General features: G+C 58.0%; 14 protein-coding genes. 13 read left to right on the plus strand and 1 reads right to left on the minus strand.

The genetic code is table 11. The annotated features are described in order from the left end of the window. Positions 1-61 precede the first annotated feature (61 nt). Positions 62-1,627, plus strand: coding sequence for a capsule assembly Wzi family protein (locus C7123_RS03955; RefSeq protein WP_069175853.1), 1,566 nt, complete (start codon positions 62-64; stop codon positions 1,625-1,627). Between the two features lies 1 nt (position 1,628). On the opposite strand, the gene C7123_RS03960 is transcribed toward C7123_RS03955, so the two are convergent. Beyond that, a complete protein-coding gene (locus tag C7123_RS03960; protein ID WP_037986106.1) occupies positions 1,629-2,375 on the minus strand; it encodes a lysophospholipid acyltransferase family protein in 747 nt (248 codons plus the stop codon). A gap of 149 nt (positions 2,376-2,524) precedes the next feature. Between C7123_RS03960 and C7123_RS13125 the strand changes: the two genes are divergently transcribed. The 12 genes from C7123_RS13125 (at position 2,525) to ruvA (ending at position 12,475) form a co-directional block, all read left to right on the plus strand. Then, positions 2,525-2,701: a hypothetical protein gene (locus C7123_RS13125; RefSeq protein ID WP_173897000.1), complete on the plus strand. Its 177-nt coding sequence runs from the start codon at positions 2,525-2,527 to the stop codon at positions 2,699-2,701. 936 nt (positions 2,702-3,637) lie between these two features. Then, on the plus strand, positions 3,638-4,990 hold the full coding sequence (miaB, locus tag C7123_RS03965) for a tRNA (N6-isopentenyl adenosine(37)-C2)-methylthiotransferase MiaB (protein WP_038012220.1): 1,353 nt from the start codon (positions 3,638-3,640) through the stop codon (positions 4,988-4,990). A gap of 116 nt (positions 4,991-5,106) precedes the next feature. Further along, positions 5,107-5,982 carry a cell division protein FtsX gene (locus C7123_RS03970; RefSeq protein WP_069175854.1) on the plus strand — a complete coding sequence of 292 codons (876 nt, stop codon included), beginning with the start codon at positions 5,107-5,109 and terminating at the stop codon, positions 5,980-5,982. 69 nt (positions 5,983-6,051) lie between these two features. Then, positions 6,052-6,321 carry a DUF3098 domain-containing protein gene (locus tag C7123_RS03975; protein ID WP_037998742.1) on the plus strand — a complete coding sequence of 90 codons (270 nt, stop codon included), beginning with the start codon at positions 6,052-6,054 and terminating at the stop codon, positions 6,319-6,321. Beyond that, a complete protein-coding gene (locus C7123_RS03980) occupies positions 6,318-7,130 on the plus strand; it encodes an undecaprenyl-diphosphate phosphatase (protein ID WP_069175855.1) in 813 nt (270 codons plus the stop codon). Before C7123_RS03975 ends, C7123_RS03980 begins: the two co-directional genes overlap by 4 nt. Then, positions 7,130-7,843 carry a tRNA pseudouridine(55) synthase TruB gene (gene truB / locus C7123_RS03985; RefSeq protein WP_069175856.1) on the plus strand — a complete coding sequence of 238 codons (714 nt, stop codon included), beginning with the start codon at positions 7,130-7,132 and terminating at the stop codon, positions 7,841-7,843. Before C7123_RS03980 ends, truB begins: the two co-directional genes overlap by 1 nt. A 29-nt stretch (positions 7,844-7,872) precedes the next feature. Beyond that, positions 7,873-8,931 (plus strand): tRNA preQ1(34) S-adenosylmethionine ribosyltransferase-isomerase QueA, encoded by a 1,059-nt coding sequence (queA, locus tag C7123_RS03990; protein ID WP_069175857.1) that lies wholly within the window; start codon positions 7,873-7,875, stop codon positions 8,929-8,931. Between the two features lie 303 nt (positions 8,932-9,234). Next, positions 9,235-9,705 carry a 2-amino-4-hydroxy-6-hydroxymethyldihydropteridine diphosphokinase gene (gene folK, locus C7123_RS03995; RefSeq protein ID WP_069175858.1) on the plus strand — a complete coding sequence of 157 codons (471 nt, stop codon included), beginning with the start codon at positions 9,235-9,237 and terminating at the stop codon, positions 9,703-9,705. Between the two features lie 503 nt (positions 9,706-10,208). Further along, positions 10,209-11,159: an alpha/beta hydrolase gene (locus C7123_RS04000; protein ID WP_069175859.1), complete on the plus strand. Its 951-nt coding sequence runs from the start codon at positions 10,209-10,211 to the stop codon at positions 11,157-11,159. 144 nt (positions 11,160-11,303) lie between these two features. Further along, on the plus strand, positions 11,304-11,573 hold the full coding sequence (locus C7123_RS04005; RefSeq protein WP_069176425.1) for a hypothetical protein: 270 nt from the start codon (positions 11,304-11,306) through the stop codon (positions 11,571-11,573). Between the two features lie 7 nt (positions 11,574-11,580). Continuing rightward, the gene (locus tag C7123_RS04010; RefSeq protein ID WP_237269275.1) at positions 11,581-11,844 is read left to right on the plus strand and encodes a type II toxin-antitoxin system YafQ family toxin; all 264 of its coding nucleotides are present in this window, start codon (positions 11,581-11,583) and stop codon (positions 11,842-11,844) included. Positions 11,845-11,881: 37 nt separating this feature from the next. Next, complete coding sequence (gene ruvA / locus C7123_RS04015) at positions 11,882-12,475, plus strand: Holliday junction branch migration protein RuvA (RefSeq protein WP_037982919.1); 594 nt, start codon at positions 11,882-11,884, stop codon at positions 12,473-12,475. Positions 12,476-12,487: the final 12 nt, after the last annotated feature.

The raw sequence follows: 12,487 nt of genomic DNA on the forward strand, positions 1-12,487 counted from the left end.
GGGTATTGTGCCACAAGATGAAGCCGCTACGATAGCTTTGCCGCCCGTATTATTTCTGATTATGCACATCACCCATTCCTCCCTCCGCCACATCCTCGCATGGATGACCCTTGCGCTTTCAGTTCACGTTTATGCAGACGAAGTCGCCGACTCTACGGCCTCTGTCCCACCCTCTGCCGGCACCTTATATAAGGTATCGTTCTCCGGCGCCGGTGCCGACGGCGGCACACCCTTCTGGATGGCCAGCCACACGCACGGACGGATGCCCATAGACATCGCCCGTTTCGGTGGCTACATGCAGGCAGGCGTGCAACACACGGGACGGCTCACCGACCGTTGGCAGTGGGAGGCGGCGATGAGCCTCGTAGCCGCCACACCACGCATCGGGCGACACGTCTTCGTCGAGGAGGCTTACGCCGCGCTCTCTTACCGCGACCGACTCGCGCTCTCCATCGGCAGTGGCGCGTGGGATGGTAACGCCGCAGCATCTCGCCCGACCAGCCCCGACCCAACGCTAAGCAGCGGCGACTTGCTCCTCTCGCCCAACGCACGTCCCATCCCCGAGATCACGCTCTACACGCCACGCCTCACGGCCGTCCCGCTGACAGGCGGATGGCTCGCGGCAGGCGGCGACTTCGCCGTGGGACGATCGTTCGACACAGACTATCTGCGCACCGCCATCGCCCCCGAGCGTCACTATGTGCAGGGCGTCCTGTGGCACCGCAAAGCGCTCTACCTCCGCCTCCGCGATCCTCGCCCTGCATCCCTTCCGCTCGCCTTCACGATTGGCATACGCCACATGGCGCAGTGGGGCGGCACATCGACCTTGCCCAAGATGGGTCGTCAGCCGCAGTCGCTGAAAGACTTTGCGCGCATCGTCCTCGGGCAATCGGGCGGTAGCGACGCCACCGTCTCGGATCAGATCAACGTGCTGGGCAATCATTACGGCACATTCGATTTCCGCCTCGACTACGCCGGCCCACGCTTCGCCATCTCCGCCTACTACCAGCACTTCTGGGAGGATCGCTCCGGAATCGAATGGTACAACGGGCTCGACGGCCTGGCGGGAATCTCCATCGACCTGCCCACCTTCCCATACGTGCGCCGCATCGTTGTGGAGCACCTCTCGACGATGGATCAGAGCGGCCCCTTCCACTTCATCCAGTATGACCACAAGAAATATCCCGGCTACGGTGGCGGTGCGGACAACTATTATAATAACGGTGAGTACACCACCGGAGCGTCCTACTTCGGACGTGCCATCGGCTCGCCTCTCCTCCTCTCGCCCACCTACAACGCCAACCGTTCGCCCGCCTTCCTCCACAACCGCATCCGCGCATGGCACATCGGCGCCGAAGGACGCATCGCCGGATCTTGGGGTTGGCGTGCCCGCCTCTCGACCCTCCGCAGCTACGGCACGCCCTACGCCCCCACGCTGCGCCCGCTTGACAACACCTCCCTCAGCCTCGACATCCGTTACCTCCTGCCCGACGCTCACAGCGCGGCGCCGTCTGGCTGGGAGTTTACGGCCACGCTGGCCCTCGATCGCGGTAGCCTGATCGGCCCCCGAACCGGCGTCGGACTGACCGTCAGCCGCTGCGGATGGATCCGGTGGGCCGGACGATAGGTCATCGGAACTCCGGCCAGAGCGCCGAAGCAATCGTCTCACGCGTACGGTCGGCCACCTGCTGCATACGCGCAAACTCATCCTCACCCTCGGCCAACGTCCCGCAATCAATCGGCGGATGAATCACCATCTCCAGGCGGTGTGGCCAGGCCAACCAACGGCCGATCGGCAAAACGTGATACGGCCCATTGAGCGTGATCGGCACCACGGGCAGCCCCCGGTCGAGCGCCACCTGAAACGCCCCCTTCTTGAAGCGTCCCATCCGCCCCGTCTTCGACCGCGAACCCTCGGGGAAGACGGCCAGCGAGAAGCCGTCCTTCAGCCGTCGCTCAGCCTCCGCGATGCTGCGGCGTGCAGCCCGCGGCGACGAATTATCCACGAAAATGAACCCCGCGGCCCGACATGCATAGCCCACCAGCGGAATGCGCTCCAGCCCAGCCTTCATCATCCACTTGATCGGGAGGCCGATGAAGCCGTAAACCAGAAAAATGTCGAACGCCCCCTGATGATTGGCCGCGAAGACGTACGAGCGGCCCCGCTGCAGATGTTCGCGCCCCCGCACATGCACCGGCGAAAGCACCAATAGGCATGTCAGCCGCGACCAAATCATGCCCGGGTAATACGAGAAAACGCGCTCCCCACCCAGCAGGCAGCCTACCGTTGTCAAGAGCGCCGTCAGCGCCGTCAGCAGGACAAACAGCGGCAGCGCGATCAGGATGAAATAAATGGGATAAAGCAATTTAGCCATCGTTTTTGTCAGTCTTTTCTTGCAACAAAGATACGTCCCTTGCCTCGTTCCCTCAGGCACTTTTTACAGCGCCCCGCGCATGCGATCTGATTTTTATCCCTTCTTTTGTGCGTAGAAATCGTAATCAATCAACAGTAATAGATCGAACTATGGGTGCTTTGAAGTATTTAGGGATCCTGATCCTCCTCATCGGCGTCGGCGTTTTGGCTGCTACCACGGCAGGCGACACAAGCAGTAACACCATGCTCCTCCTCGGGCTGGCATTGATCATCTGCGGCTACTTGGCGCACATCTTCTTCAACAAGAACAGTAAGCGCATCGAATGAAAAGCGGGCTCTTGAGCCCTGCCTCTTTAACGTCTTTCGTGCATCCTCCACCATCGCGGTGGGGGATGCTTTTTTTTGTCCCCAAACCCCGCACGACGCGAACCTCCACCCCGCTTCGTCCTCCAAAAACGCACGCCATCGGCTTCGCCCGGATCGTGACACCCCCAAGCGTTACGCCATCGGCTTTTCCCGCCCTCAGGCAACCCTCAAAAACGAATGCGAAGCAAATGTCATGGACTTTCAACCAGATGTTTTATTCATAGAAACTATATCCAAAAGTGTTTCCAAAGCGTTTATCTCATTGACGGGATCTCCCATGTATTTTATCCCTATTTCTTTCTATTGACGCCTATTCAAAAAGTGATTTCATTCTGTTTGGATGCATATCCTTATGTAGAAATAGCTCGAAATCTCGTTTATGATCAAAAAAAGCTATCTAAGAGATATATCATGCTGTCTATGACAAAAACGAGCTGAATAAAATGTTTAGAAAATTATATCGATCATAGACAAGGAGTAAAATGCGATATGCAGTTCATTTATGTCATGATCAGAATATAAAAATGAGTTACATACTTATTTTGATCGCGTACGGTATGTATAAATGATTCTATAAGTTGTTTGTTTGATAGATAGTACCTATAAAACAAAAGTAAGGCTGTATGAAACAAAGACAGATCGAGTAATGTTTTAGACTTACTGTTTATGATCAAAACAGTAAATGTAAGTTTTTGGATAGTATGTCTATGAATAAAACAGTGCCTTGAAGAATCACAGTTTTAGCCCTTGAGCCGTTTTTGGGGCCATCACGGCGGGAGTGAAACCGATTGCGCGCGTTTTTCGGAGAGAGAGGCGAATGGGAAAGGCTGTCGCCTCGATCAATGGGAGATTCGGGTCGGCGGCTACCTTTGCCGCCCGATTTTTTTAAGGTATACGATGAACGAAAAGATGAAGGGAGAGACGAAAAAGTTGTATGTGGAGACGTACGGGTGCCAAATGAATGTGGCGGACACGGAGGTGGTGGCGTCGGTGATGCAAACCGATGGCTACGAGCTGACGGCCAACCTGGAGGAGGCAGACGCGGTGTTCGTGAACACGTGTTCGGTGCGCGACAATGCGGAACAGCGGGTGGTGAGCCGGCTGCAATATTTCCGGTCGCTGAAACGCGGGGGACGGCCGCGGCTGATCGTCGGTGTGCTGGGTTGCATGGCCGAGCGAGCCAAGGAGGAGCTGGTCGAGAAGCATGGTGTGGACCTGGTGGCGGGGCCGGATTCGTACATGGACCTGCCGAACCTCGTGGGGGCGGTGGAGCGCGGCGAGAAGGCTGTCAATGTGTCACTCTCGACGGAGGAAACGTATCGCGACGTGAAGCCATTGAAGATGGCTGGGGTGCATGTGACGGGGTTCGTTTCGATCATGCGGGGGTGCAATAACTTCTGTTCGTACTGCATTGTGCCCTACACGCGGGGGCGGGAGCGGAGCCGCGATGTGGACAGCATCCTGTCCGAAATCGAGGATATGCGGGCGAAGGGATACCGCGATGTGACGCTGCTGGGGCAGAATGTGAACTCGTATCTCTATCGGTCGGCAGAGGGCGAGGAAGTGAGCTTCGCGCGGCTGCTGGAGCGGGCTGCGGAGGCGGCTCCGGACGTCAGGATCCGCTTCATGACGTCGCACCCGAAGGACATGAGCGACGAGATGCTGCACGTGATGGCGGCACACCGGAACATCTGCAAATACATCCACCTGCCAGCGCAGTCGGGCAGCTCGCGGATGCTGGCGGTGATGAAGCGAGGCTACACCCGGGAGTGGTATCTGGACCGGATAGCAGCCATTCGGCGGATCCTGCCCGGGTGTGCCATTTCGACAGATCTCTTTTGCGGCTTCCACTCCGAGACGGAGGCGGATCACCAGGAGACGCTCTCGCTGATGCGTGAAGTGGGCTACGATTCAGCCTTCATGTTCAAGTACTCGGAGCGGCCGGGGACGTATGCGGCGCGGCACCTCGAGGACGACGTGCCGGAGGAGGTGAAGGTGCGGCGGCTACAGGAGATGATTGCGCTGCAGAACGAGCTCTCGGAGGCGAGCAATCGGCGAGATGTGGGGCGTCGATTCGAGATCTTGGTCGAGGGCTTCTCGAAGCGTTCTCGGGAGCGGATGTACGGGAAAACGGAGCACAATAAGGTGGTTGTTTTCGACCGCGGCGGGCATCGGATCGGGGACTTTGTGCGGGTCGAGGTCGAGGAGGCCACATCAGCCACGCTGCTGGGTCGGGAGGTGTTCGATTGACGCCTCGAAGTCGGCTTGAGAGGTGTTTTGGAGGCTGTTAAATATCACAAAGGGGGCGAGCGGGCCGTGGATTAGCCTTTCTTTTGCGCGCTCATCATCATCCCCGCGCGCATCGCATGGCCTATAAAAAATCCGGTTCGGCATCCTTTTTCAGCTCACGTTTGACCTCCGTCATCAGCATCGCATTGGCGCTGTACATGACGGGCGTTTTTTTTGTGTTTGGGCTGTTGAGCCGCGGACTGTCGGTGTACATGAAGGAGAATCTGGCGTTCTCGGTCGTACTGAAGGACGACCTGCGCGAGTCGGATATTCGCCGCATGCAGGATTACCTCGAGGCGCAGCCGTTCGTGCGCTCCACGGAGTACGTCTCGAAGGCTGAGGCGGCGGAGGAGATGAAAGCCGAGCTGGGGGAGGATCCGGAGGTGTTTTTAGGCTACAATCCGTTTCATGCTTCGATCGGCGTGACGCTGAAGTCGGAATATGCGAACGCGGAGAATCTCCGAGAGATTGAGAAGAAACTGACGGCCGATGTGCGCGTGATGGAGCTGGCCTATCGCAAGGACATCATGCAGACAGTGAACGACAATATCCGGCGCATCGGGTTGGTGCTGGCACTGCTGATCGCGCTGCTCATGGTGATCTCGTTCGTACTAATCAGCAACACGATCCGCCTCCTGATTTACTCGAAACGTTTTCTGATTTACACCATGCGACTGGTGGGCGCTACGCCGGAATTCATCCGACGGCCATTCATCCGCAGCGCCGTAGTGAACGGTGCGGTGGCGGGTGGACTGGCCGACATGTTGCTGGCGCTGACGGCTGTCTATCTACAGAACGAACTAAGCGGACTGGACCGTATCCTGCCCGTGGGTGGGGTCGTGACGGTGTGCCTCGTGCTGCCATTGCTGGGCGTGGCGCTGTCGGTCGGTGCGGCGTATTTCTCCGTGAACCGCTATCTGTATATGGAGCGGGGGCAGCTGTATTCGGTGTAGTCCGGAGTCGTGTAAGGGGAGAGTGAGAAGTAGCGGACGGCAATACCTATTATATGTGTGATTTGAATCATGGATAAAGAAGATAAGATGAAAGATTTTGCGTTGGGGAAACTCAACTTTATGCTGATCGGGGCCGCGGTGGTGCTGATCGCTGTGGGCTTTATGCTGATGAGCGGTGGCGGGTCGACGGACGGCGTGTCGTTCAATCCTGCGATCTTTAGCAAACAACGGATCTCGGTGGCACCGATCGTGACGATGGCCGGATTTATACTGATGGTCTTCGGGATTTTGGTGGGCGACCGTAAGACGGCGTCGGACAAGGATCAGACGGAGGCATGAACGAGGCGGAAGCGATTGTTCTGGGCCTGATCCAAGGCCTGACAGAGTTTCTGCCCGTCAGCAGCAGCGGCCACTTGACAATAGCGGGCACGCTGTTCGGCATGAATAGCGGGAAGGAGATGCTGGCCTTCACGACGCTGCTCCATGTGGCTACGGTATTCAGTACGTTGGTCGTGCTGCGTAGCGAGATCGGTGAGCTGATCCGCGGACTGTTTGCTTTTCGGCGAAACGACGAGACAGCGATGGTCGGTAAGCTGTTGCTGTCGGCCGTGCCAGTGGGCATTGTGGGGCTGTTCTTCCGCGACTGGGTAGAGGCTGTGTTTGGCGAGGGATTGCTCGTCGTGGGCTGCATGTTGCTGCTGACGGCGTTGCTACTCGGCTTGGCATCGTTCATAAAGCCACGGATGGAGAAGCCTGAGATCTCGTATCGCGACGCATTCGTGATCGGCGTGGCGCAAGCCTGTGCCGTGATGCCCGGACTGTCACGGTCGGGGACAACCATTGCGACGGGTCTGGTGCTGGGCAACAAGCGTGAGGCGGTAGCCAAGTTCTCGTTTCTGATGGTGCTGATCCCTGTGCTCGGTGAGGCCCTGCTGGACGTCGTGAAAATCCTCAAGGCGGGATCGACCGAGGCAACTTTCGGTGGCATTTCACCGGCGGCGATGGTGCTCGGTTTCCTGGCTGCATTCGTGACGGGCGTCATGGCTTGCCGCTGGATGATCGGCGTGGTGAAGCGCGGCCGACTGATCTATTTCGCCATCTATTGTGTCATAGCCGGAGCGGTGGCCATCGTTTATTCGCTGCTGTGATGGACTTTCTGAAGGGGGAGATCGTAGGCTTCGACAAGCCGCTGGACTGGACGTCGTTTGACGTGGTCAACAAGTTTCGCTATGCCCTCTCACGACGCCTCAGCGTGAAGAAGATCAAGGTGGGGCACGCAGGGACGCTCGATCCGAAGGCCACGGGCGTCTTGGTGCTCTGCACGGGCGGCGCTACGAAGCGCATCGAGGAGCTGCAAAGTCACACGAAGGAATACATCGCCACACTGCGACTGGGCGCCACCACGCCCTCGTTCGACTTAGAGAAGCCCATCGACGCCACGTACACCACAGACCACATCACCCGCGAGATGGTGGAGGAAGTGCTCACGGCGTTCACGGGCGAGATCCGACAGGTGCCCCCCACATTCTCAGCCTGCAAAGTGGATGGCAAACGGGCCTACGACTTAGCTCGCCGTGGCAAGGACGTGGAGCTGGAGGCGAGGCCGATCGTCATCAGTGAGATGGAGCTGCTGGACTGCCAGTTGCCGGACATGATCCGCATCCGCTGTGTATGCAGCAAAGGCACCTACATGCGGGCCTTGGCGCGTGACATCGGCGAGGCGCTCCAGTCGGGCGCCCACCTCATCGAACTACAACGTACACGCAGCGGCGACATGACGCTCGACCGCTGCATCACCCCGGATCAGATCGGGGATTTCTTAGACCGTGCCCTCGGCGCGACGCATTCAACACGTATTTAATCACTGACCAAATACCCTTTTTACGCCACATGAAACTTTCGAGATACAAATTCACCCTGCCCCCAGAACTGATCGCTACGCACCCCGCGCCCTACCGCGACGAGTCACGCCTCATGGTGGTGCACCGCGACACGGGTAAGATCGAACATCGGGTTTTCAAAGACCTGGTCAAATACTTCGGCGCCGGCGACGTGTTTGTGATGAACAACACGCGCGTCTTCCCCGCCCGCCTCTATGGCAACAAGGAGAAGACCGGCGCACGGATCGAGGTCTTCCTGCTGCGCGAGTTGAACGAGAGCCTGCGCCTGTGGGACGTGCTGGTCGACCCTGCGCGTAAGATCCGCATCGGCAACAAACTCTATTTCGGTAAGAATGAAAACATGGATGATCTCGTCGCCGAGGTGATCGACAACACTACCTCGCGCGGACGTACGCTGCGCTTCCTCTGCGAAGGCGATCACGATGCCTTCAAAAAGAAACTCTATGAACTGGGCCAAACACCGATACCGAAGTACATGAACCGCGAGGCCGAGGATGAAGACAAGGAGCGCTACCAGACCATCTACGCCACCGAAGAGGGCGCCGTCGTAGCCCCCGCTGCCGGACTCCACTTCAGCCGCGAGCTGATGCGCCGACTCGAGATCAAGGACAGCCGCTTCGTCTACCTCACCGTCCACTCTGGGCTGGGCATCTATCGCGAAATCGACGTCGAGGATCTCTCCAAACACAAGATCGACTCCGAGCAGATGATCATTGGTCGCGAGACGATCGACGCCGTCAATACGGCCATCGACACCAACCATCGCGTCTGCGCCGTCGGCACCTCCGTCATGCGCGCCATCGAGACGGCCGTCGGTACGGACGGGCATCTCAAGGAGTTTGACGGCTGGACGAACAAGTTCATCTTCATCCCCTACGAGTTCTCCATCGCCAACTCGATGATCACCAACTTCCATCAGCCTTACTCCACACTGCTGCTGATGACGGCCGCCTTCGCAGGCTATGAGCTGACGATGGAAGCCTACGACATCGCCATCAAGGAGAAATATCGCTTCTGCGCCTATGGCGACGCGATGCTTATCCTGTAATTAGAGGGTAGAGGGTAGAGGGTAGAGGGTAGAGGGTAGAGAGTAGAGGGTAGAAGCAAAACGAAAGAGAGCGTAAAGCATAAACACTCGACCATCCGACTCAACCCCCTATCCTCTAATCTCCCCCCTACCCTCTATCCTCTATCCTCTATCCTCTACCCTCTACCCTCTATCCTCTAATCTCTACCCTCCACTCTCTACTCTCTACCCTCTACCCTCTACCCTCTACCCTCTACCCTCTACCCTCTACCCTCTACCCTCTAATCTCTACCCTCTACCCTCTAATCTCTACCCTCTATAACAATGTCTGACGTCTACCTCAGCCTCGGTTCCAACTTAGGCGACCGGCACCGACTGATCACATCGGCCATCGCGCTACTGGCCGAACGGGCTGGCAGGACGATCGCCGTGTCACGTTGCTATGAGACCGCGCCGTGGGGTTTCCAATCGGCCCACCCCTTCCTCAACGTCGCCCTCAGCCTCCGCACCGACCTCGCCCCCCTACCCTTGCTCGACCTGACGCAACAGATTGAGCGTGAGCTGGGCCGCACCGTCAAATCCTCGCCCGGGGGCACCTACGCCGATCGTCCGATCGACATCGACCTCATCTTCTATGCCGACACCTGTCTCGACACGCCCCGCCTAACCCTGCCCCACCCACTGATGCACCTGCGACGCTTCGTCCTCGAGCCGCTCGCAGAGATCGCCCCCACGATCGTCCACCCCACGCTCGGTCGCACAGTCAGCGAACTGCTGGAGCAGTGCTCGGAGTGATCCCCTGAGGGGGCGTAAACCTCCGTGCACCCCTTGCGCAGGCCGGCGCAGTGTGTGATACGAGTGTGCAACACTTGCGTAGCCCCTTCACAGTGTGCGAAACGACTATGCAACACCTGCGTAGCCCTTTCACAGTGTGCGAAATGACCATGCAACACCTGCACAGCCCTTTCACAGGGTGCGAAATGACCATGCAACACCTGCACAGCCCTTTCACAGTGTGTGGCGGGACTATGAAACACCTGCACACCCTTTTCACAGGGTGTGAAACGATCATGCAACACTTGCACCCCCTTTTCACAGGGTGTGAAACGACCATACACCCCTTGCGTAGCCTTTTCACGATGTGCGGCGTGACCATGCAACACTTGCAGGGAGTCTTGCAAGCATTTTCCCCCAAGCGATGGAGGCGCGAGGTACGCCTTTATGGTGCACCCTGAGAGGCACCGTATGAGCGAAGGCCCTTTCTGGCTGCGCACCGGCGAGGCCTTACCTTTGCGGCCATGATGAGAAAACTACGCAACATCCTGCTCACACTGCTGCTGCTCGCCATCGTGGCGCTCACCGCAGGCAGCTTCTTCTTGCTCAACCATGCCCTCCGACCGGCCGACAATAAGGGGCGCGACACGGAGGGATCGTACGCCTACATGTTTCAGACTTACCCCTTCCTGCGGCCTTGGGTGGACAGCCTCCGCCGTGCGGGTGCCCTGCGCGACACGTTCATCATCGCCGACGATGGCGTCCGCCTGCATGCCCTCTACGCCCGCGCCACACGGCCCACGCGCCGATCGGCCGTCATCGTCCACGGCTACAAGGATTGCGCTGTGCGTATGCTCATGATCGGCTATCTCTATCACCACGACCTGGGCTTCAACATCCTCCTGCCCGACCTCTACGGCGCCGGTCAAAGCGGTGGCGATTATATCCGTATGGGCTGGCTCGACCGCTACGACGTGATCCGTTGGACGTGCGTCGCCGACGAGCTCTTCGGCCCCGAGGCCACGATCGCCGTGCACGGCATATCGATGGGCGCCGCCACGACGATGATGGTGGCCGGCGAAAAGCAGCAGGCCGACGTGCGATGCTTCGTCGAAGACTGTGGCTACACCAGCGTCTGGGACGAGTTTGCCAAGGAGCTACGCGCGCAGTACGGCCTGCCCGAGATGCCCCTGCTCTACACCACCAGCATGCTCTGCCGCGCGCGTTACGGATGGGACTTCCTGCAGGCCTCGTCGCTGGCGCAAGTGGCCGCTTCGGAGCTACCCATCTTCTTCATCCACGGCGAGACAGATGACTATGTGCCCACCGAGATGGTTCACCCCCTCTACGAGGCCAAACGCCGTGGCGGCCGCGAGCTCTGGATCGCCCCCGGGTCAGCCCACGCCTTCTCCTATCACGATCACCGCGCCGAATACACCGCCCGCGTCCGCGCCTTCGTCCGGCGGTATATGTGAGCCCGACTCCCGCTATACTTTTTCAATCCTTTAGCCGTTATGAGGGGACACGTAACCAATCTCTTGAGAGGGCTTCATAGCCTAAACAGAAGCGACCGTACACCTCTCAAATACGTTTACATGTAAATGATATATCGCTCGATTATGAATACGACTCTCACGAAATCCGCTGCGTCTATTCGGATCAACTCCGGAGTGCTGAAGCAGCTGAAAGAAGAAGCCAAGAAAGAAGACAAGAGCCTAAGCAGCTACTTGGAGGCCTTGCTTTACGAGATGGGATACAGGCCCTATAACGAAGAGACCGTGCAAGCCTGTCGGGAAGCCAGAGAGGGTAAAATAGCCGGCGTCGTTAATACAACCAGTCGAGAGACAATCGAAGCCTCGCTGTTCGGAGATGAAGAAGCGGAAGATTGAATACACTGTGAGGTTCAAGAGAGACCTCAAGAAGTTTCGCCACATGCCGGAGAAGCGAGCCAAGATCACGAAGGCGATCCAAATACTGGCAGAAGGACTCCCGATTCCTTTATCCATGCGGCCTCATAAACTCATCGGCGACTATGCCGGATACATGGAGCTTCACATCGAAGGCGATCTTCTTTTGATCTGGATAGAACTTAACGCAAACAACGAAGAGATCATCCGGCTCTCTCGCATAGGATCCCATTCCGAACTGTTTGGAACATAGAATCAGCATCCCCCCTACAAGAACCACCCATAGATATATGATCGAATACATCAAAGGAGAAATCGTAGAACTGCAACCCGCACTGATGATCATGGAGTGCGGCGGCGTGGGCTACGAACTCAATATCTCACTGACCACCTACAGCACCTTCGACGGTCTCCGCGAGGGCAAGATCTACGTCCACGAAGTGATCCGTGAAGACGCCCACCTGCTTTACGGCTTTGCCAGCCGCGAAGAGCGCGAGCTCTTCCTGCTGCTCACATCCGTCTCCGGCGTCGGGCCGAACACCGCGCGCATGATCCTCTCGTCCTTCAAGCCCTCGGATCTGATCGACATCATCGCTTCTGGCGACGACGCCACACTGACCACCGTCAAAGGCATCGGCAACAAGACGGCCCAGCGCATCGTTGTCGACCTCAAGAGTAAGGTGCGTCCCGTGGCAGGACTCGACGAACGGCGTGCTGCAGCCTCGCGAGGGTCACAGACAGACACGTCCGAAGAGGCCGTGGCGGCGCTCGTCATGCTGGGTTTCCAGAAAAACGCCTCGCAAAAAGCCGTCGAGAAACTCCTCAAGGAGGATCCCAACATGCCCGTCGAACAGATCGTACGCAGTGCCCTGAAAGTGCTCTGATCGCCTTGACGC

The organism is Tannerella serpentiformis (assembly GCF_003033925.1).
GTDB lineage: Bacteria > Bacteroidota > Bacteroidia > Bacteroidales > Tannerellaceae > Tannerella > Tannerella serpentiformis.